At 62.6% G+C, this 19315-nt stretch carries 27 protein-coding genes; 16 read left to right on the top strand and 11 right to left on the bottom strand.

The features are described from left to right. Positions 1–111 precede the first annotated feature (111 nt). Positions 112–510 (top strand): VOC family protein, encoded by a 399-nt coding sequence (locus U2H20_RS09815; protein WP_430592103.1) that lies wholly within the window; start codon positions 112–114, stop codon positions 508–510. Here U2H20_RS09815 and U2H20_RS09810 read toward each other — a convergent pair. The 5 genes from U2H20_RS09810 to U2H20_RS09790 all read right to left on the bottom strand — a co-directional run bounded on the left by U2H20_RS09810 (position 486) and on the right by U2H20_RS09790 (position 4024). Beyond that, entirely contained in the window at positions 486–1169 is a 684-nt protein-coding gene (locus tag U2H20_RS09810; RefSeq protein WP_430592102.1) for a helix-turn-helix domain-containing protein, read from the bottom strand. The two genes, U2H20_RS09815 and U2H20_RS09810, sit on opposite strands and share 25 nt — an antisense overlap. Before the next feature lie 21 nt (positions 1170–1190). Further along, positions 1191–1565, bottom strand: coding sequence for a DUF6804 family protein (locus tag U2H20_RS09805; RefSeq protein ID WP_430592101.1), 375 nt, complete (start codon positions 1563–1565; stop codon positions 1191–1193). Between the two features lie 54 nt (positions 1566–1619). After that, a complete protein-coding gene (locus U2H20_RS09800) occupies positions 1620–2534 on the bottom strand; it encodes an NAD(P)-dependent oxidoreductase (RefSeq protein ID WP_430592100.1) in 915 nt (304 codons plus the stop codon). 124 nt (positions 2535–2658) lie between these two features. Next, the gene (locus tag U2H20_RS09795; RefSeq protein ID WP_430593629.1) at positions 2659–3660 is read right to left on the bottom strand and encodes a serine hydrolase domain-containing protein; all 1002 of its coding nucleotides are present in this window, start codon (positions 3658–3660) and stop codon (positions 2659–2661) included. Continuing rightward, entirely contained in the window at positions 3626–4024 is a 399-nt protein-coding gene (locus U2H20_RS09790; protein ID WP_430592099.1) for a hypothetical protein, read from the bottom strand. The genes U2H20_RS09795 and U2H20_RS09790 overlap by 35 nt, the downstream gene beginning before the upstream one ends. Before the next feature lie 99 nt (positions 4025–4123). Here U2H20_RS09790 and U2H20_RS09785 point away from each other — a divergent pair, with 99 nt between their 5' ends. From U2H20_RS09785 to U2H20_RS09775, 3 genes are all read left to right on the top strand, one after another. After that, on the top strand, positions 4124–4594 hold the full coding sequence (locus tag U2H20_RS09785) for a hypothetical protein (protein ID WP_430592098.1): 471 nt from the start codon (positions 4124–4126) through the stop codon (positions 4592–4594). Positions 4595–4596: 2 nt separating this feature from the next. Then, on the top strand, positions 4597–4794 hold the full coding sequence (locus U2H20_RS09780; protein WP_430592097.1) for a helix-turn-helix transcriptional regulator: 198 nt from the start codon (positions 4597–4599) through the stop codon (positions 4792–4794). A gap of 296 nt (positions 4795–5090) precedes the next feature. After that, positions 5091–6632 (top strand): Cys-Gln thioester bond-forming surface protein, encoded by a 1542-nt coding sequence (locus U2H20_RS09775; protein WP_430592096.1) that lies wholly within the window; start codon positions 5091–5093, stop codon positions 6630–6632. A gap of 38 nt (positions 6633–6670) precedes the next feature. On the opposite strand, the gene U2H20_RS09770 is transcribed toward U2H20_RS09775, so the two are convergent. Together U2H20_RS09770 and U2H20_RS09765 are read right to left on the bottom strand one after the other, a co-directional pair. Then, positions 6671–7189 (bottom strand): hypothetical protein, encoded by a 519-nt coding sequence (locus tag U2H20_RS09770; RefSeq protein ID WP_430592095.1) that lies wholly within the window; start codon positions 7187–7189, stop codon positions 6671–6673. 70 nt (positions 7190–7259) lie between these two features. Further along, positions 7260–7709 carry a MarR family winged helix-turn-helix transcriptional regulator gene (locus U2H20_RS09765; protein ID WP_430592094.1) on the bottom strand — a complete coding sequence of 150 codons (450 nt, stop codon included), beginning with the start codon at positions 7707–7709 and terminating at the stop codon, positions 7260–7262. 63 nt (positions 7710–7772) lie between these two features. On the opposite strand from U2H20_RS09765, the gene U2H20_RS09760 reads away from it, so the two are divergent. From U2H20_RS09760 to U2H20_RS09745, 4 genes are all read left to right on the top strand, one after another. Then, positions 7773–8141, top strand: a complete 369-nt coding sequence (locus tag U2H20_RS09760; protein WP_430592093.1) for a VOC family protein — start codon at positions 7773–7775, stop codon at positions 8139–8141. A gap of 93 nt (positions 8142–8234) precedes the next feature. Next, the gene (locus tag U2H20_RS09755) at positions 8235–8483 is read left to right on the top strand and encodes a hypothetical protein (RefSeq protein WP_430592092.1); all 249 of its coding nucleotides are present in this window, start codon (positions 8235–8237) and stop codon (positions 8481–8483) included. A gap of 233 nt (positions 8484–8716) precedes the next feature. Beyond that, the gene (locus U2H20_RS09750; RefSeq protein WP_430592091.1) at positions 8717–10210 is read left to right on the top strand and encodes a hemolysin family protein; all 1494 of its coding nucleotides are present in this window, start codon (positions 8717–8719) and stop codon (positions 10208–10210) included. After that, the gene (locus tag U2H20_RS09745; protein ID WP_430592090.1) at positions 10207–11226 is read left to right on the top strand and encodes a CNNM domain-containing protein; all 1020 of its coding nucleotides are present in this window, start codon (positions 10207–10209) and stop codon (positions 11224–11226) included. The genes U2H20_RS09750 and U2H20_RS09745 overlap by 4 nt, the downstream gene beginning before the upstream one ends. A 203-nt stretch (positions 11227–11429) precedes the next feature. Here U2H20_RS09745 and U2H20_RS09740 read toward each other — a convergent pair whose 3' ends face one another. Next, the gene (locus U2H20_RS09740; RefSeq protein WP_430592089.1) at positions 11430–12251 is read right to left on the bottom strand and encodes an SDR family NAD(P)-dependent oxidoreductase; all 822 of its coding nucleotides are present in this window, start codon (positions 12249–12251) and stop codon (positions 11430–11432) included. A 60-nt stretch (positions 12252–12311) separates the two neighbouring features. Between U2H20_RS09740 and U2H20_RS09735 the strand changes: the two genes are divergently transcribed. The 7 genes from U2H20_RS09735 to U2H20_RS09705 all read left to right on the top strand — a co-directional run bounded on the left by U2H20_RS09735 (position 12312) and on the right by U2H20_RS09705 (position 16105). Next, the gene (locus U2H20_RS09735) at positions 12312–12881 is read left to right on the top strand and encodes a TetR-like C-terminal domain-containing protein (protein WP_430592088.1); all 570 of its coding nucleotides are present in this window, start codon (positions 12312–12314) and stop codon (positions 12879–12881) included. After that, positions 12878–13381 carry an RES family NAD+ phosphorylase gene (locus U2H20_RS09730; protein WP_430592087.1) on the top strand — a complete coding sequence of 168 codons (504 nt, stop codon included), beginning with the start codon at positions 12878–12880 and terminating at the stop codon, positions 13379–13381. Before U2H20_RS09735 ends, U2H20_RS09730 begins: the two co-directional genes overlap by 4 nt. A gap of 161 nt (positions 13382–13542) precedes the next feature. After that, complete coding sequence (locus U2H20_RS09725) at positions 13543–13746, top strand: hypothetical protein (RefSeq protein ID WP_430592086.1); 204 nt, start codon at positions 13543–13545, stop codon at positions 13744–13746. A gap of 53 nt (positions 13747–13799) precedes the next feature. Further along, positions 13800–14186 carry a hypothetical protein gene (locus U2H20_RS09720; protein WP_430592085.1) on the top strand — a complete coding sequence of 129 codons (387 nt, stop codon included), beginning with the start codon at positions 13800–13802 and terminating at the stop codon, positions 14184–14186. Between the two features lie 27 nt (positions 14187–14213). Next, the gene (locus U2H20_RS09715; protein WP_430592084.1) at positions 14214–15017 is read left to right on the top strand and encodes an aminoglycoside 6-adenylyltransferase; all 804 of its coding nucleotides are present in this window, start codon (positions 14214–14216) and stop codon (positions 15015–15017) included. A 5-nt stretch (positions 15018–15022) separates the two neighbouring features. Beyond that, the gene (locus U2H20_RS09710; RefSeq protein WP_430592083.1) at positions 15023–15367 is read left to right on the top strand and encodes a hypothetical protein; all 345 of its coding nucleotides are present in this window, start codon (positions 15023–15025) and stop codon (positions 15365–15367) included. Positions 15368–15517: 150 nt separating this feature from the next. Then, positions 15518–16105, top strand: coding sequence for a hypothetical protein (locus U2H20_RS09705; protein WP_430592082.1), 588 nt, complete (start codon positions 15518–15520; stop codon positions 16103–16105). A gap of 30 nt (positions 16106–16135) precedes the next feature. On the opposite strand, the gene U2H20_RS09700 is transcribed toward U2H20_RS09705, so the two are convergent. The 3 genes from U2H20_RS09700 to U2H20_RS09690 form a co-directional block, all read right to left on the bottom strand. Beyond that, positions 16136–17005, bottom strand: a complete 870-nt coding sequence (locus U2H20_RS09700; protein ID WP_430592081.1) for a metal-dependent hydrolase — start codon at positions 17003–17005, stop codon at positions 16136–16138. Positions 17006–17139: 134 nt separating this feature from the next. Beyond that, the gene (locus tag U2H20_RS09695; protein WP_430592080.1) at positions 17140–17868 is read right to left on the bottom strand and encodes a hypothetical protein; all 729 of its coding nucleotides are present in this window, start codon (positions 17866–17868) and stop codon (positions 17140–17142) included. Positions 17869–17941: 73 nt separating this feature from the next. Continuing rightward, positions 17942–18340: a hypothetical protein gene (locus U2H20_RS09690; RefSeq protein WP_430592079.1), complete on the bottom strand. Its 399-nt coding sequence runs from the start codon at positions 18338–18340 to the stop codon at positions 17942–17944. Between the two features lie 162 nt (positions 18341–18502). Between U2H20_RS09690 and U2H20_RS09685 the strand changes: the two genes are divergently transcribed. After that, positions 18503–19069, top strand: a complete 567-nt coding sequence (locus U2H20_RS09685; RefSeq protein WP_430592078.1) for an AAA family ATPase — start codon at positions 18503–18505, stop codon at positions 19067–19069. Positions 19070–19315 lie beyond the last annotated feature (246 nt).

Here is a 19315-nt window from a genome sequence, read left to right as displayed (position 1 = left end):
CCATCGCTGACGCGGGACATGCACCACTCGACAGGCATTCGCGCGCGCAGCGACGCCCCGCTGGCCATTTTGTTCAAGACCCAGACGCTGCTGGCCACATACATTGAACTCATGACACTCACACTCGGATTCATCGGAATCGTCACGCGAGACATGGCCGCTTCCTTGCAGTTCTACCGGGCGCTCGGCGTCGAGATCGCGGAAGGTCAGGACGACGCCCCGCATGTCGATGCGAAGCTCGCGGACGGCACCGCGCTCGCCTGGGACACGATCGAGACCATTCAGAGTTTTGATCCCGGTTACACGCCAGCACACGGCGGGCACAAGATCGCGCTCGCGTTCGACAAGGGCAAGCCCGCTGCGGTTGATGCTGCGTTTGCAGAGCTCGTCGCCGCCGGATACACCGCGCATGTTGCACCATGGGACGCGCACTGGGGTCAGCGCTACGCGACGCTCCTCGACCCGGATGGCAACTCGATCGATCTCTACGCAGCGCTCCCGGCGAACTGACGCGGGCTTGATCCGACGAGTCGTTTGAACTCTCGCGAGAAATGCGGCTGATCGGAGTATCCGGCTTTCACGGCGACCGCGGCGAGTTGCGTTCCTTCTCGCAGCAGCGATTGCGCCCGTTGCATGCGACGCAGACGCACGAGCGTTCCATAGCTGTATCCGAACGCGGTGAGCATTCTTCGCCGAAACGTTCGCGGAGTCCAGCCGAGTCGCTGCGCAACCAGCGCACCACGCACTGCACGATTTGCGCTCGATCGCACAAAGGGAACCCAGGCATCGCTCGATGCCTGCAGCAGCCGGAGCTCGTCCGAGCGGTCGAGCAGCATCCGCTGCATCGCGCGTGCGCGCAGCATTGCATCGCGGATCGCTGCGCCCTCGGTTCGCGAAGAGAGATCCGCCAGGGGAACGAGCTGGTCGCTGATTTCCTGAAGCGGTATCGGCAGCACGACAGCGAAGTCGCCAGGGGCGAATCGGACACCAAACGAACCTTCGGCACCGTCATCGAGCGTGGCGATCCACCTCGTCGAGGGACCGGCGACAAACACCGCGTCGTCACGGAGAATGAGGTCGGCACTTCCATCGGCTGGCACCACTGCGGCCGCGCTCGAGAATGAGCGCCAGATCACCTGGCCACTGGGGAGCGCCGTCTCGGAGTACATGCGATCATCATCGCAAACGCGCTACGACTTGCGCTTCAGATCGCTCTCTTCGAAGGGCTGTTTGATTCGCAAGCCGGCTGCACCGAACGCGAGGATCGCGAGATACTGCGCGCCCATCCACACCGTCGGGTCGAGTTCGATCGGGAACGCCGGGTTCCAGAGCACGGCGATGACTGCCATCGGCGCAGCCCACCAGAGCTGCTTCGCCTGCACGGCGAACACGGCGATGATGAGCGCGAAGATCGTCACCAGAAAACGGATGAGAAGGTACGCCTCGCTCTCGAGGATCGCAATGCCGACCACGATGACAACCATCGCGAGAATCCCGGGCACGAATGCATTGCGTCGCATCGGCTGGGGAGTTTGCGAGCTCGGCCGCGCCGGAGTTTTTGCCATCACCTGATCAGCCTAACCAAACCAGACCGAGCCCAGCGGGCTACGCGTCACGCTTCAGGATTCGACGACCGCCCACAGTTCGCGCCCCGATTCGATCCGCTCCACCTGATCAAGGATCAGCGCATCGAGCGACGCGTCGAGATGATCAACGCGGCCGCCAAGGTGCGGGCTGATCAAGAGACCGGGTGCGGACCAGAGCGGGTGCTCGCTCGGCAGCGGCTCCGGGTCAGTGACATCGAGCACCGCGCGGATCCGACCAGAATTGAGCGCATCGACAAGGGCATTCGTCTCGACAACAGGCCCGCGTGCAATGTTGACCAGCAGCGCATCGTCTCGCATTGCCGCGAAGAACGATGCGTCAGCGAGGTGCGTGGTCTGCTCGTTGAGCGGAACAACGAGGACCACGATGTCGAACTCGCCGAGTCGCGCGCGAGCATCCGAGGATTCAAGGATCTCGCCGTACTCGTCAGTGCGGGCCGAGCGTGCAGCGCGCAGGACCTTCGCGTCGCTCGCAATCAACCGTTTTGCGAGCTCGTTTGCCACACCACCGGCACCGAAGATCAGCACCGAACGACTGATGAGCGAAGGCGCGAAGAACTGCTCCCACTGCCGCTGCGACTGGCTCTGCACCATGGCAGGCACTTTGCGTTGCGCAGCGAGGATGAGCGCGAGCCCGAGCTCTGCGGTCGGTGCCTCGTGCACGCCCTTCGCGTTGCACAGCACGGCGCCGTTCGGCACCATCTCCTGCATTCCGTCGACCCCGAGACTCGGCGCCTGCACGACACCGGTCTTGATCTTGGGCAGGCCTTCCAAAGAAGTGGCCGCTTCCATGTACGGGAGCACGACAAGGTCGGCCTCCGCGACAACGGGTGGTTCAGCAGGGTGCCACAGGTGCCACTGCACGTCTGGGCGAGCCCGCTTCAGGCGCTCGTGCTGTGCCGCATAGGGAATGGTCACAGTTATGGTCATCGGCTTCTCCCCAACTTCGGAACCTCGTCAACACTCGACGTCAACATTCGATCGGCCACGCTGACACGATGCGTTTCAATCGCGATGGCCGCACTGCACATGATCGCAGTACGCCGCCGTGCGGTCAGGACCAGCCGACGAGTTCTTCAGCACTCTCGATCATCGGCCATGCACCCTCGGATGTGTTCGCGAGCACCGTGACGGTGGTCGACGTCGAGGGGTCGAAGGCGCTGCGGAACGAGACCCCCGCGTCGTAGCCCTCGAGCCACGTGCGTTCGCCCTCCTCTGCGCGCCAGAAGCCCATGCCGTAGCGCGCGCCCTCCTCGGGAACGTCGCTGCGCGGGTCCAGCATCGCCGCGCGCGACTCTGCAGAGACGATCGCGTCCGCGAAGAATGCTGCCCAGAATCGTTCCATGTCGGCAACGGTGGTGTACATGCCTCCGTCACCACCACCACGAACCGGGAGGTGGAACACATTGGTGCGATCGTGTCCGTCGATGGGGAGGTAGCCGAGCGCTGCATCGCCAGGAAGTTCGTCGGAGCGCAGGTAGCCAGACTCCGTCATGCCCGCGGGCGCGAGGACGCGCTGCTGCACGAGTTCCTGGAACTCGATGCCGCTCGCTCGCTGCGCAATGATCGCGAGCACGTTGAATCCACCGTTGCAGTACGAGAAGTCGGTGCCGGGCGCGAACTTCTGGGGCCGTCCGTCGAGCCAGATGAGATAGTCCTCGATGTCGTGCAGCGCGTGCGCGGACCCCGGCATGACGTAGTCGGTGACATCCCAGTCGTCGTCTTCGTCGAGGTAGTCACCGATTCCGGAGCGGTGGGTGAGCAGGTGCTCGATCGTGACGGCATCATCGATCAGACTGAGGTCTTTCCCGAGGACCGAGCGGGCGGTCGTCTCAAGCGAGAGCGTGCCGTCTTCGACGAGACTCATCACCGCGAGCGCGGTCATGCCCTTGCTGCCGCTCGCCATCGAGAAGCGGGTTGCAGGTGTGTTTTCGACTTCGAGAGATCGATGTGCAAATCCGAACGCGAAATCCTGTCGTTCGTTCGCATTCTGGGTGATTGACACCACTCCAGAGAAGTCTTCAGCGGTCGCGGCCTCTTGAATCGTTTGCTCCATCACGCTTCGACCCTATCGAAAGCCTATGTGCCCTTGTCGAGTGGTTTTTGGCGTACTCGCGCAGTACCAGCAGGAAACGAACCGTCGTGAACACGAGAAAAGCGATGGCCCCCAAACCAACGATCAGGCCACCGATGGGACCGATTCGCGGGTATTCGGAACAGATTGCGGGTATCGAGGCAGTGCACACCGAGACCCGGTCAGAGATCAGGAGGACCGCAACGACCGTCACAGCGACCGCTGCGACGAACAACCAACGCGTCGCGAGAAATCGCTTGACGAGATCGTTTGATTCCTGCTCCATCGCTTCAGAATGCCAGGAGATCATCACGACCAGGTGAAGAATTTCCTCGATTCCAATCACCGCACTTGCGTACAGCACGCTTTACATGTCAAGGTTGCTTCACACGTAAAGCTCACTGTACACGCGGCCTCAGTGGCCACTTATTCTTGAGGAGTTGTGATGACCGAATCACAAGTAAACGACACTCGCTCCCGTTGGGGTCGCGTGAAATTCGGCGAGCGTCGGGTCTCCGCGATGGCCGCCGCTCTTCCCATCGGCGCAGTCCTCGCCGTCATCGTCGGCTTCATTGCAGTGGCCTCGGGCACCGCGGGCCCACACCCACTCCTCGGCGGGACCGTGTTCGCGCTGGTCACCGTGTGGCCGCTCGCCGGGCTCGCCTGGGCCCTCATGGTCGACCGATCAACACTGCAGGGCGCCACGGATCGACCAGAAGAGTCGGTCGAGAATGCCTGGTATGAAAACGCGGCGAGCAGCGCATTCACCGACACGATCACGATCGTCGGACTCTCGCTCGCAGTCCTCGCGATCGGCGGCATAGCACTCGATGCGCGCATCGCCCTGGCTGGAGTCATCGGGGTCGCCGCACTCAGCTTCGCGGTCCGATTCCTTATCAAGAGGGCGCGGGGCTGACCGTGGAGAATTCGCTCGCCGAACGACGCCAGGAACGTGGCTGGTCACAGCAACGACTTGCAGACGAGCTCGGCGTCTCGCGCCAAACGATTATTTCCCTGGAACGCGGCAGGTTTGATCCCTCACTGCCGCTCGCTTTTCGACTGGCCGCCGAATTCGAGTGCGCGATCGAAGACCTCTTCACGCCCGACCAGGCGTGAGCACTGCCCCTCGCCCGGGCTCGCCGAGTACGCAGACGCTCGAAAGTCAGCGAAATGCGCGACGCAGCACTGTTGAGGCCGGCCAGCTCCTGCGCGCTCGCATCGAGGCGCCACAGCTTGTCAGCGCAGACTCCTCGCGTGCCGAACGCCCCGAAGGTGGGGGCTCGCGAACACGCAAGTTAGGGTAGGTTACTAGTCCTGAGGCTGCCACGTTCCTGCGCGCCTCTGCACCACTGAAACCCCAAACAACTGACTCGCTCGAAGCACCACCTCGCGGCGACACGGAGGAAATGCTCGTGCCTACACGCCGCCCACGCCGCTCAACTGCCTCGATGATCGTCGCGCTCTGCGCTGGAGCTTTGCTCGCGACGCTTCCGATGACTGCCGCTGTGGCAAGCATCGACGACGCCACATCGAATCAAACGACTCAATCCGAACGCCCGCTCCCCGCGGCCGCAACTTCGGTCACCACCTCCGAAGGGACTGACGGAGCGTTCGCTCTCGCCGCACAGGAAGAGTTCTTCGCGACTCCATGTGCCGGATCGACCGCGACCGATCCGACGACGAGCGGGCCAGCGTTCTACCCGAACCTCCTCCTGGTCTCGGGCGAACGACTCGACAACTTCAACGCGGGACACAGCGTCCCACTGTACGACGCGGCCGGATTTGGCGACATCAGCTACCCGCCGTTGTGCGCCGTCTTCTTTGATGCAGCGAGCGGACTCGCGGTGAGCGAATGGATGTTCTGCACAGATATTCGCAGCAGCGTTTGCGGTGACGTCGGACCAGACGGTGCACTGACCGAGGATCTCGTTCCCGTGCAGCCAGTCACCGAGGTGGGTACGAACCCGCGACTCTCGAGCGATCAAGAACGCGTGATCTCCTGGTTGATTCATAACGGGTTCCCTTTCAATGGCGATGGCTACTACTCGTGGGGCGGCGTGACAAACGCAACCGCTGCGGGTTCCACCAACGAGCGCTACGCCCTGCAGACCCTGATCTGGTGCGTGAGCGACCCAGTTGCTGCCAGTGCGACCGGCTCTGAAGCCGAACGAGCAACGACGTGTGAACAATCACTCCCGGCCTCGGAGCAAGAACGACTGCTCGACCTCGCACTGCCGCGAGCGGAATATTCCCTCGCTGTGACGCCAGAGGCGCTCACCGTCCCCGCGGGTGAGACGGCGCGCGTCACTGTTCGCACGAACGTCTTCGAGACCGCAATCACTCTTGCCTCCGATCCTTCGTCAGCACTCACCCTCTGCGACTCGACCGAGGACGCGACCTTTGTAAATGGAGAATTGGTGATTGGCGGCACGAGCGGCTCGCAACCCGCCGAGGTCGACATCTGTGTCACTCCGTCAGACGACGCAGCAGTCACCATCGCAGCGACCGTGACCCCACCGGCGAACGATCATCTGATTTGGAATCAGAGCAGCAACAACGCCGAAATCGAATGCCAGGTGTTCGCTGGGTTCCGTGCCGATCGAGCAGTTGCGTTGAGCGCCTCCGCCACCATCTCGACGATCGACGAAGACGGACCGGACACTACGACCGAACCGACCGATCCCTCTGCTCCGGGAGAAACAGTCGAGCCGAGCCAAACCACACAGCCTTCGGGCGAGGCGCCCGGACCAGTCGAGTCCGGCGAGGCGGTCGAATCGAACGCGCCAAGCGCACCAGCGCCTACCCAGGAAACGGCAACCGAGTCTTCGCAGGCCCAGGATGCTGAACAGCTCGCGGCGACCGGTCACTCCTCGCCCGTAGCGCTCTTCCTGGTGCTCGCGCTGATTGCCTTCGCGATCGGTGCCGGCTTGGTCATTCGAACCGCGAGGCAATAACCAAGGTCGGTTCAGCGGTTTGAGCAGGAAGCGCGTGGCTAGAGGTCGCGCGCGGCCGCGAGGTTGACGACGCGCATGACGTCGCGCTTCGGCGAGAGCTGCACCACCACGATCGCCGCTTGAAACTCGTTCGAGTTCTTGTCGCGAGCGACTTCGATTCGGCGCCGGAATGTTCCCAGCTTGACGTCGAGCTGCTCGGCCGCTTCCGCGACTGAGATGCCCGGAAGATCCTCGCGCGGCGTCGCACCAATTGCTTCTGAGGCGATCCTGTTTCGCTCGGCAGCCCGCTCGCGTGAGGTGCGAGCCCGCGCTTCACGCTCTTCCGGTGTGCCCCCGAACTTCGAGGTCGCCGTGGTCCCGGAGATTCCGAGCGCCGCTCCGATCTCCGCCCAAGTCACGCCGGCCTCCCGAGCCTCCTGGACCGAGCGGACGACCGCGATCTCCTCGAACGCTCTCGACGCCTCACGAGCAGCCGCCACCCGCGCGAGCGGGTCGCCACCGGCAGGAGCGAGCGCATTGAGCGCATCTTCGAGCGGTTGGGGCATCGCGGCAGTCATGTCAGCAAGCGTAGGCGGTGAGCGGCATTCCCTCGGCACTTCGCGCATGTGGTTGCACGGACGGCCGCACCTACGAGTCGTCGCGCAAACTGCGCACCATGCTTCGCAGAATCGTGAACGCTTGCGACTGCTGGTCCTGACTCAAGCCTTGCAGCATTTGGAGTTCCACTGATCGCACTGCTGCAGTCGCCTCCGCAAGGCTTCGCCGCCCCTTGTCCGTGAGGACGGTTGGCAGCACCTTTCCCACCGGTGCAGCGGCGGGCCGGGAGACAACGCCGTCGCGTTCGAGATTCTGCAGGAGGACATTCATCGACTGTCGGGTCACGAAAGTGCCTCGCGCGAGTTCCGAATTCGACAGCCCGGGGCGCTGAGCGAGCAACTCGAGACACGCGTAGTGCGTGATCGTCATTTCGAGCGGTCGCAGCACGGCTTCCATCGCAGCCCGCAATGCACTCGATGCCTCTTTCAGGAGGTAGCCGAGCGAGGTATCGAGGTCGACGCTGGATTCACCTTGACTCATGTCAGTAGTCTGACATAGGTTAATTCGTGTCAGATAACTGACACATATCAAAGGAGCACCCTCATGCCCGTTACCGGCCCCGACTTCATCGCCCTGCAAACCCGAGACCTCGCTGCATCGCAGGCGTTCTACGAGCACTACCTCGGACTCGTTCAATCACCTACGGGGCCACCACACGCGGTTGTCTTCGACACCACGCCAATCGCATTCGCACTCCGCGATATCGCACCCGGTACCGACCTCACCAACGTTCCGCAACCCGGGATCGGGGCGGCGATCTGGCTCCACGCGACTGAAGTCCAAGCAATCCATGATGCGCTCGTCGCTGACGGTCACACGATCGTCGCGTCGCCGATCGACGGACCATTCGGACGCACGTTTACCTTTGCCGATCCAGACGGATATCACGTCACCCTGCACGATCGCTCATGAGGATTGATGGATGCTGCGCCTCGCAGCATCCATCAACCGAAAATCTTCAGCCAGATTCCCGGTTGGGGGTACATAGGCTTCCATACTGGAACTATGGCGAACAAGAATCCCGCCTCACCGAGGCCATATCGGAGCTTCAACGATGTCGCGGTGGATGAACAGGTCGATATTCGACTCGTCGGAGAAGACGCCTACTCAGAGCCGCTGTACGTCGACGCCGAGCTCTTCAGCTCCCCGAGTAGCCGCCAATTCGAAGCGAGCTTCTGGGTACCGTCGCTCGGGTTTCCGGTGACCCTTTCGGAAAAGCGTCACGTGGCATGGAGTAAACCCGAGACTTCCTGACTCGAGCTTCTGCGCGGCCCCTTCCGCCGAGCCGGCAGCGCCCGACCGAGCAAGGGGCTGTACCCCGACGCTATGAATTTCCCTAGTCTTGGCGTTTTCTCAGAGATCATCGAGTTAAATGAGTTCAATTGCCCTGACCCACGAGAGAGAATCCCAGTGCGCCATCGCTTAGCCTCCCCTGACCAGGAGGGTAGAAGTACCTACCCCCTCGCACATCGAGGGGGTGAACCTGAATGATCGAAGCAGTCCTCACTCTGCTTCTCGGCATAGTTTTGACGCTGGCGATTATCGCCGCCTGCGGCTTCTTCGTCGCTCAAGAATTTGCGTACATGTCCGTGGACCGCTCCCGGATGTCAGCCCTCGCCGAAAAGGGCGATGCAAAAGCAAAGCGCGTGCTCGCCATCACAAAGCGAACGTCCTTCATGCTCTCCGGAGCTCAGCTCGGCATCACCGTCACCGGTCTGCTGATCGGATACGTCGCTGAACCACTCATCGGCGAGTCGATTGGCACGCTGCTCGGTGGCGTCGGCATCAGCCCCGCGGTCTCGATCCTCATCGGCACCGTCGGCGCCTTGCTGCTGGCCACGGTCGTCACCATGATCTTCGGTGAGCTGTACCCGAAGAACTTCGCGATTGCGAGCCCAGAACCGCTCGCGCGGGCGCTCGCCGTGCCAACCCAGATCTATCTCGCGATCTTCGGATGGCTCATCACCATTTTCGACAAAGCCGCGAACGCACTTCTGCGGATGCTGCGAATCGAGCCGCTCGAAGACGTGGATGAGAGCGCTACCGCTCGCGATCTCGAAGCAATCATCGAAGAATCGCGAATCAGCGGCGACCTGCCCGATGATCTGGCGATCGTGATCGACCGGATCCTCGACTTCCCGCAGCGCGACGTCGAGCACGCGATGATCCCACGCTCGAAGATCGACTCGATCGCGCCGACCACGACAATCGGCGAGGTCCGGACGCTCATGGCGACCGGCCACACGCGCTACCCGGTGATCAGCGAGGAGGACGACCCCATCGGTGTCGTCGAAATGATCGACCTGCTTCGCAACACCTTCGACGACGACACCCCCGTCACCTCGGTGATGCGCGAACCCGTCATCCTGCCGACCACGATGCAGCTGCCAGTCGCGCTCGATCGCATGCGGGAAACTCGCAACGAGCTCGCCTGCGTGGTCGACGAGTACGGCAACTTCGACGGGATTCTGACGATCGAAGACCTCACCGAGGAAGTCATCGGCGAAATCTCCGACGAACACGATCTCGACGACGAGCTCGAGCAGGTTGTCGACTCGCAAGAGGGCGAATGGACGCTGCCGGGCGAGATCCACCTCGACGAAGTCGAGCGCCTCATCGGCCACGACCTCAGCAAGGACGATTCGGAAACGATCGCAGGCCTCGTCGTCAGTGAGCACGGCGACCTTCCGAGCGAAGGCACGATCATTCGCATCGAACTTCCCCAGAAGGCCGCTGAATCGGTGCAGGGCATTCGAATCGAGCGCTGGCTCGACGTTCGCATCGACGAAATCGCCCGCCACGTTCCATCGCGGGTCAACGTGCGTCTGCACGAACTCGACCTCGATGCCGATGAGCTCGAGGGCGAAGCGCACGAGGGCGAAGTTCTCGATTCTGAATCGCGTGACGACAACGCGACTTCATCTGAGGACGGCTCCGCGACGCGAGGCCACGCCGAAGCGATCGAGGAGGACGCACGATGAGCTGGTGGGTTGTCACAATCATCACGACGGTACTGATCGTCGCCAGTGCGTTCTTCGTGATCGTCGAGTTCGCGTTGCTCGCAGCACGTCGGCACCGTCTTGAAGAGGAAGCTGAACGGAGCGCCTCGGCTCGTGCCGCCCTGCGCGGCATGAACGAGCTCACGGTCATGCTCGCGTTCGCCCAACTCGGAATCACCGCCTGCACCTTCCTGCTCGGAGCAATCACGAAGCCAGCGATCGACTACGCGCTCGCACCGGTCTTCGAACAGTGGGGGCTGCCGAGCGTGCTCTCCGGAGTGATCGCGTTCATGCTCGCGCTCATCGTCGTCACCTTCCTACACCTCGTCATTGGCGAGATGGCTCCGAAATCATGGGCAATCGCGCACCCCGAGGTTGCCGCAAAGGCGACCGGCATCACCGCGCGAGTCCTCACCTGGCCCCTGCGTCCGTTCCTGCTGTGGATCAACCACATCGCAAACCTGCTGGTCAAGGCATCAGGAGTGGAGCCAGTCCAGAAGGCTGCGGCCGGCGGGCAAGACGCTGACACGATCCGCGAACTGGTTGCGCACTCCCGCGCTGCCGGAACCCTCGATGTGCAGTACTCCGAACCGATCGCGCGCGCGATCTCCTTGGCGACCTTGAACGTCGGTGACATCGTTCGACCGAACGCCGACCTCACCGCAGTTGCCGAAGCGGCGACCGTCGCTGACGTGCAGGCGGTTGCTGCCTCATCAGGACATCTGCGAATTCTTGTCGGCTCGGGGAGTTCCTCCCGCGTTGCGCATGTCCGCGACACGCTCAATGTCGCTCCCGAGACCTCCGCGCTCGAGATCTCGCGACCCGCGTTCGTCGTGGAATCCGCCTCGACCGCTCATGAGACGCTCGCGAAAATGCGCCAGGCGCGAGTGCAGCTCGCGATCGTCGTCGACGATGGAGTGCTCCGCGGGGTGGTCACGCTCGACGACCTTCTGCGCGAAGTGCTCCCCTCGTCTGCGGCTCCGCTCGCGACCACGTAAGACGAATGAGTCGACCTGACGAGGGAATCGACCTGACGAGGGAATCAACCTGACGAGGGAATCGACAGAACAGTGGCGGTTGGCATACATGCCAGCCGCCGCTGCTTTTCTCACCACCGAGTGCTCGATCGTCGTCAACGCGACCGACCATCCTGTTCTGCAGCCTTCAATCGGAATAGCTCGAACGCCGGACTCAGAGCGCCTCACTCCGCGGCATACCGGGGGTCGCGCGCGTAATCCTTCACGCGAAGCTCGAGCGCTGCAGCCACCTGCGCGGGAGCATCATCGCCAATCATGACGCGGAGGCGTAGATCGTCACGGTCGGCAATGTGCTCGAGAATCGCGCGCGCGGCCTCCTTCGGGGACGTCCCGCTGCTCGACTCGCTCGGCGGCCATGGCACCTCTGCGGTTCCGAACATTGCGCCACGAAGCTCGTCGTAGGCGGCGTAGGGCGGGCTGAACTGCATGCTCCCGCCAGCCCACTCGGTGTCGAGCTCGCCGGGTTCAATCAGCGATACGCGGATTCCGAACTCGCGGACTTCTGCGGACATCGCCTCGCTGAACGCCTCGAGCCCCCACTTCGTCGCGTTGTAGAGCCCGAGCATCGGCATCGTCCCGACGGCGCCGACACTCGAAATCTGGACGATGTGCCCGCTCCCCTGCGCACGCATGATCGGAACGACCGCTTGGCTCAACCAGATCGGACCGAACAGATTGACATCGAAGATGCTGCGGGCTTCGCTTTCTGATGCCTCTTCGATTGCACCGATGAGTCCGTAGCCAGCATTGTTGACGAGCACGTCGATGCCGCCGAAATGCTGGGCGGCGCCCTGCACCGCTGCGTGCGCCCCTGATCGATCGCGCACGTCGAGCGGCTGCACGAGGAGGCGTTCGTGCTCTGGCAATGAATGCTCGCCCCGCACGGTTGCGATCACGCGATGTCCCGCGTCGAGCGCTGCCAACGTGAGCGCTCGACCGAGTCCCCGATTGCCGCCGGTGATCATCCAAGTTTGTGAAGCGTTCATCCCAACACTGTACGACAAAACTGGACGCACCGTCTCGTTTATTGCGATACAGTAGACCGTATGGCTCGTGCAGCAACCCGGAACAAGGTCTTTACCGCCGTGCTGCAGATCGCTCGCGAACATCGCCTCGGCTCCATCAGCATGGAGGGCGTCGCTGCACACGCCGGCGTCAGTAAGCAGACGCTCTATCGAAGCTGGTCATCGACCGGCGCGATCCTGTTCGAGGCGCTGCTCACCCGCAGCACGAACGAAGAAGGCGCGGTCGAAGTGCCCAACACGGGCAATCTCTCGCACGATCTCCAGACGCTCGCGACGGCCATGGTTGCGGAGCTCACCGACCCATCGCATGAGTCCTTGCTCCGGGCCGTCACCGCGGAAATTCAGTTGGACGAGTCACTCGCTTCGCTCTACCGCGAGCGCCTTTTGACCCCACAGCTCGATGCCATCGCCGAACGCTTTCGTGACCACGGCATCGCTGACACCGACGACATCGCCGAACTGTTCCTCGGAGCGATCCTGCACCGTTGGCTCCTGCGCACGCGGCCGTTCGATGCCCCATGGATCAGCAGTCATGTGGCGCGCACCCTGCGGGCTGCGCAGCACGAAGCTCCGAGCGCTCGGCAACCATGAGCCACAGCATCTTCGCCCCGCCGATCCGAGGCACCTTCTACCGAGCGATTGATCCGCGGTTTCGAGAACATGCGATTCGCGGATCGCGTGCTGCTGGTCGGTACTCACGCGCCGATCAGCCGACCCTCTACCTCAGTTCCTCGATCGAGGGCGTGGAAGCCGCGATGATTGCGCATTCGCAGTCTCGTGCGAGTTCACTCGAGATCGTCGAGCTCACGGTCGAGGCCCAGAACATTGTCGATCTTCGTGACCCCGAGGCGCTCAAATTGCTCGGAGTCGACCTCGTCGACGCGACTGCACCCTGGCAAGAGCTGGCCGCCGCAGGCCGGGCTCCGGCGTCGTGGAGCGTTCGAGATCGCCTCACCGCCGCGGGCGCAAATGGCCTCATCGACCCGTCACGACAGAGCCCCGGGCTCTGGCACCTCGTGCTGTTTCGATGGAACACCCCAGGCGCTCCCGCCGTTGCAATCTCTGGAAATCCGCGGCCGAAGCGGGGCTGAGCGAGCGCGGCAACACCTGACATTTCGTGGCGAGGCACTCGCAACAGTGCGGGGAACCCCGGTGGAGCGCTCGGTCGATTCGGGGCACTCCCAGGCCGGGTCGGTAACGTGACGCACAAGACAGACACTCGCTGTCCACCCCGATGAAGAAAGTGCGAACGATGCAAAACACCGGAACAATTCTTCTCGTCCTCGGATTCCTCTCCCTCGTGTTCTCAAGGCTCATCGTCGATCCTGCAGCAACCGACGCGAACATCGGCTCGGGAATGCTCATCATCGTCGGTTTTACGCTCGGTGGCGTTGGCATGCTGCTGCTTGGCGCGGCCACGATCAAGCGCATGGTCGCTCGAAACCAGAACTCCTGAGGGCAAGTCCACCTTGGACCGAACGTGCTTGCTTCGTGAACCGGAAGATCTGAATGCCTGATTCTGCCCCCTTGCGGCCCGACGAGGTGTATAACGCGCTTCGGGATTTCTTCGGCGACAAGGCATCGGCGACGTCGTTAAACTCTGCAACGGGCGAGGTCGAAGCACATTTGTATGGCGTGCTTGCGTATCGCTGCGGCTACTCGCAATGGCACGAGGGCGTATGGGAATTGCTCAGCACCGTTGCCTACGGCGGGGTGTGGTCACGGGCAATCGGCTCAATCGAGCAGGGAATCAGCGTGCACGACACCGTGACAATCACCGACTTGCACCAGGAGTTCGCGCGCATCGACGAGCATTGCCGGCTTCTCCTGCCGAGCAAATACGTCAAACGATTCGACCGACAGTTCGGCACACGAGCAGCGCGCAGGCCCCACTGAACGCCGCTCTCGATTTATCGTGAAGTCATGGACTACCAGCGAACGATCGACCACCTGATCGAGTGGGCTGCCTCAGACAGCAACGTGCGCGCGGTGGTCTTGACGGGCTCCGCGGCTGAGGGCACCGCTCACCCGCTTTCCGACCGCGACCTCGAACTGCACGTCCGGGACGCTGCTCCCCTGACGCGCGATGATTCCTGGTGGAGCGAGCTCGGTGAGGTGCTCGCTGTCGAACGACTCGAGAACGCCGAAGGCCACACGACCCGACTGGTCTATTACGTGGGCGGCAAGCTCGACTTCACACTGATTCCGGTCGGAGCATCGTCTGGTCAATACGATCGACCGTTCTCTGTGCTCCTCGATAAAGACGGGGTCACCGAAGGATTCGCGCTCATCGCTGCAGCGATCACGGCACCCACCCAAGAAGCGTTCGACGAATGCTGCAACTGGGCTGCAGCCGCAGCGATCATGGCCGCCAAAGCGATCGTCAGAGATGAACCCTGGTCAGAGATGATCCGTTGGCGCGACTTCAGCGACGAACTCCTTCGCATGATCGAGTGGGAGCACAGCGCGCGCGACGACGGCGCCCGCGATGTCCGATTCCTTGGCTCCCGCATGCGCACCTGGATGGATCCGGAGTTACAGCGCACACTCGTCGAAAACGCCCCGAGATTCGGCCAGGACAACGCGCACTCGCTGATCGCCCTGCTCACACTCTTTACACAGTTGGCAAGCCGGGTTGCGGCTGCTGCGGGCCTCCAAGCCTTCGCGCTCGATCACGTCCGAGCCGAAGTGCTTCGCATCCTCGGCCGCCGCACTCTGCAACACTGAGCCTCATGAAACACCGGATTCTTGCAGTCGGCGCTGCCTCCCTCATGACTGTCGGAATGGTGAGCGGGTGCACCCTGCCACCAAGCTCTGGGTCCGTCGTCGTTGAAGTCCGCGAAATGGGGCCTGATGTGCTTGGCGATTCCTACGAAGTGCACGTCACAGAGCCCGGTGGAACGGACATCCGCAGCGATGTTGCGTACCTCGGAGGCGCTCTCACGTTCGAAGATGTGCCGTTCGGATGGGTCGTCGTCGAAGCGAGCCCGGCCTGCACCGTTGAAACATCCGTCTCAGCCGAATCGCCGGTGCTGCGGCTCATCATTGAGGGAACGCACTGCACCATGACTGACTAGCCCGCACGAACGATCGAGCCGCCACAGGAAAACGATCCGCTAGGTCCAATGATCCGTTCCGACGCGCGATTCATTCCGGTGCGTATGCGCCGCTGAACGCTCTGATGCGATCAACAGGTTCGCCGCAGCACGCCTCTTTACACTGATGCCGTGCCACAAACTCTTCTGCGCCGGTCCGGCGTCGCCGTGCTCCTGGTCGCCGGACTCTTCGGAATCAGCGCATGTGTGCCGATCGCTGATTCAGAGCCGCAGGTTGAGCACTCCGACAACGGTCAGACGCTCGACGAACTGCAGCTTGTGCTCGAGGGCCTTGAAGGGCTCACCATCACCACGCCAGGAACGGTCGGACCGAACATCAAGGGCAACACTGGGATCGTCTTCGACGTGACACTCGATCCCGACTACGTGCTCAGCAACCCGGCCGGGCTGATCGAGTTCATCACCGAATCCGCGTGGTCGGTGAACGATGGCGAGATGCCGAACACAACCGTCGAAATTCTGTACCACGGGGTGCCAGAGGACGAACTCAATCTCGCCGCAGTCGCCGCCGATGCCGGTTGGCTTGCGCAGGGCTCGGTGCCGGAACATCTCGCCGAGAATGGGTTCTCACGCGTTCCTGTGCCCGTCGATGACTACGCCGAGCACCAGGGTGTACCGGAAAACGCCGAGCGCCTCGGTTCTTGGCCGGGCGACGTGCCGGAGACGCCAACCGACCTGGTCACTCCGCGCGAAGCCTGATCCCCGTACGAAGCGCTGCCCGGTCGAAACTCAGGACCGCGCGGCCACGGTCTGCATCACGATCTCGAATCCGCCCGTGACGTCCGTGCGTTCCAGTGCAACCTGCACGCTGGCAAGTTCCGAGAGGCTGCGAATGTGCGTTCCCCCGCAGGGAATGCTCGTGGCACCGCCCATCAGCTCGCACACCCACGCACGCCGGTCTGAAAGTGCAGAGCCCTCGCGCGTGATCGTCACCTCGCCAGCGTTCTCGACCCATTCCGCCAAGCGTTCGTTGGCCGCGCGCTCGACCGCCACGGTGTCATCAAGTGCCGTGGCCGTGAAGCCCTTGCGCCGAAGCGACTTGCCGATCCGATAGAGGTCGGTCGAGCCATTCGGCACGATCCGAGACTGCTGGATCGCGAGCGCATCAAAGGCCGGATTCCCGAGCGAATCTGTCGGTGCGGGTTTTGTCCATGCCTCTGCGAGCGCAGCATCCAGTGCGAGCGAGGCGAGGTGGCAGGCGGTGTGCCCTGCCGAGAGCTCGGCTCTGTACTCCTCATCGACGGCGATCGTTGCCTCTTCGCCGACCGCGGGCGGCTCACCACTGACGATGTGCGCGACAACGAAGATCCACCCCTCGGTGCCCATGCGCACAGGAAGCTCGGGACCGAGGAAAAGTCCACCGTCGAGGATCCCGCCCGTCACGGCGTCCTCAATGATCTGCGTGCCCGCGGACGTGGTGATGCTGCCACGGTCCGTCGGCTGGTCTGGCCACGCTGTATCGACCGGATGAAAGGCAGTGACGTCGAGAATCACGGCCCAACGATCATCTGAAAACGGCTCGACGTGCAGCACCGTTCCCGTTGAAACGGTGTCCCCGTCGGGGTAGGTGACGGTCGTGTCTGCTGTGGGGAGGGTCATGATGCGTCGCTCCGAATCGTTGCGCGCTCCCGCCGACTGGCACCAGCGCTCTCACTCTTTCTACCGCGAAATCGGGAGCAGACCCCCGGTGGCACTCGTACTCGCGAAGATCAGCCTTCGGGGCGCCCGTCCCGTTATCTTGCGAGGCGCCCGAGCGGACGCCGACTCAGCATCTCGAGTTCCTGGTCGCCGACGTCCAACAACCCGCGCTGTTGCAACACCCGGAGCGCAGCGTTGCGCTGCTTCATGAGCGGTGCACGCGAGGCACGAGGCAGAGTTGCGAGGTTCACGGTCGCTGGCCCCTTCCATCCCGCTCTCCAATGTGCAGGTCGCCGCCCACCCGTGGTCAGCACAATTCCAACGAGCCCGATGAGCAACGCCAGAATCGGCGGGCTGGTGTAGAGCGCGAGCCCCGCCAAGTCAGCGGTGTCGACTGCCCGCACCACGGTCGTGGCCACAGCCAGTGCGCTCACTGCCGTCACGAATCCGGAAGCGTAGAGCGTTGCGGTATCGCGGACGCGTCCATTCGCAAACCAGTCGCGAAGGACGCTGATTTGAAAAACACAAATGACGAGGAAACTGAGGAGCAGGACCGCGAGTTCGAACGCTGGATCGAAATCGAAGAAATGCACCGCGGGTCCGGCTCCCCGAACGCCTTCTGAAGCGTTCCACGTGACGGTCGTCCCAGAGATCATTGCCAGAATCGCGGCGATGGTGAGCGGGCGGATCGTCTTCGGCGGCTGGGCTCGGTCCCTAAGCCGATCTTCGAGCTCGAAGAGATCGTGTGGTTCGTCCTGTCGAACGTTCTTCGCCCAAACGGTCACGTTTGGCTTTGATGGCGAACTCCCGGTGTTGCCGCTCATGCCTTCCATTATTGGAACAGGCCACACCGCACGGCAAGCTGAAAACGCTCGCCAGCGTCGACCCGCCTGATGCTCAGGAGATGACGATGTCCTTGTCACGCGCTTCAACGGGCAAGTACTTCGCGAGGTGGCTGATGTCGAGCTGACGACCTTCGGAATCGACCACACGAAGCACCAGATCACAGTCCAACTGTTCAGCGCCGTCGCGCAAAAGCTCGACCGCATCCTCCGCCATCGATGCGCTCAGGCCATAACGATTAGGCAATTTCGTTACGAGCGTCAGGCACTCCCCTGAATCCGAATCGAGCGTCGTCACGGCAGATGCGAAGTCCTTCGGAAGCGTCGCGACGACTGCTGCATCAACCTCGGGCTGCACAGACACTGGCGCCTGCGGTGACGGCACACAACCGACGAGCGCAATCAGAGCCAAGAACACCACTCCGACACGAGCGTTGCGCGATACACCTTGCATTCGTCAAGTGAACCACGGCCGCCATCGATTCCGTTCATTGCGCTGCCCCCCTCTCGGGTTGCTCTCAGTAGCGGGAGCAATGATGCGACCCTCCGGCGCCCTCACCGTGGGCTCCGCCTCACTGCACCGCTCCAGGCACTCGCCTCGTAGCAAACTGGAGACATGCGAACCACAAGCACAACCGAAGTCATCTTCATCGGAGGCCGCTCCGGAGTCGGCAAAACATCGGTGGCTGCCGAGGCGTCGAACATCCTGCGAAGCGCAGATATCGCTCACGCTGTCATCGAAGGCGACAACCTCGACCAGGCGTATCCAGAACCCTGGCGCAACGGAATCGACCTCGCAGAGCAGAATCTTGCAGCAATGTGGGCGAACTATCAGTCGGCCGGCTACTCACGCTTGATCTACACCAACACCGTCAGTGTGCTGCAAATCTCCACATTGGCCGCCGCCCTCGGCACCGATGTTCGTCCGTTTGGCGTGCTGTTGACTGCCGACGACACCACGGCCGCACAGCGCCTTGCTCAACGCGAGATCGGAACGGCGCTGGAGACACACATTGAACGCAGCGCGCTCGCAGCCGCAAAGCTCAACGAAGAAAGCACCGCCCACAGGGTGATCACCGATCATCGCTCCGTGGAGGACATCGCTCACGAAGTACTCGCAGCAGCTGGATGGCTCACCAGCGCTCAGCACGACAAGCAACGGAGCTCTGAGGAACTCTCCTGAGATGACGACCGACCGCGGTGAGTGAGGCGTTCGCGCTCTGTCGTGCAGCTTCGGCGGTCATGGCGGGTGGGCTGCGGAATAACCACGATGCGTTCACTCGGCGGCCTCTCGCCGCAGCGCGATCAACGTGAACGCCCCTCCAATCAACGGCACCAGAGCGAGCAACCGAGTGCTTGTTCGAAGACCTCGCCCGAACAGGGCGGCGACAGCCACGCTGAGATAGAGCGCCCCGTGCACTGGACCGAG

It is taken from the genome of Humidisolicoccus flavus (genome assembly GCF_045689595.1).
Lineage (GTDB): Bacteria > Actinomycetota > Actinomycetes > Actinomycetales > Microbacteriaceae > Humidisolicoccus > Humidisolicoccus flavus.
This window is presented reverse-complemented; position numbering and strand designations above follow the sequence as displayed.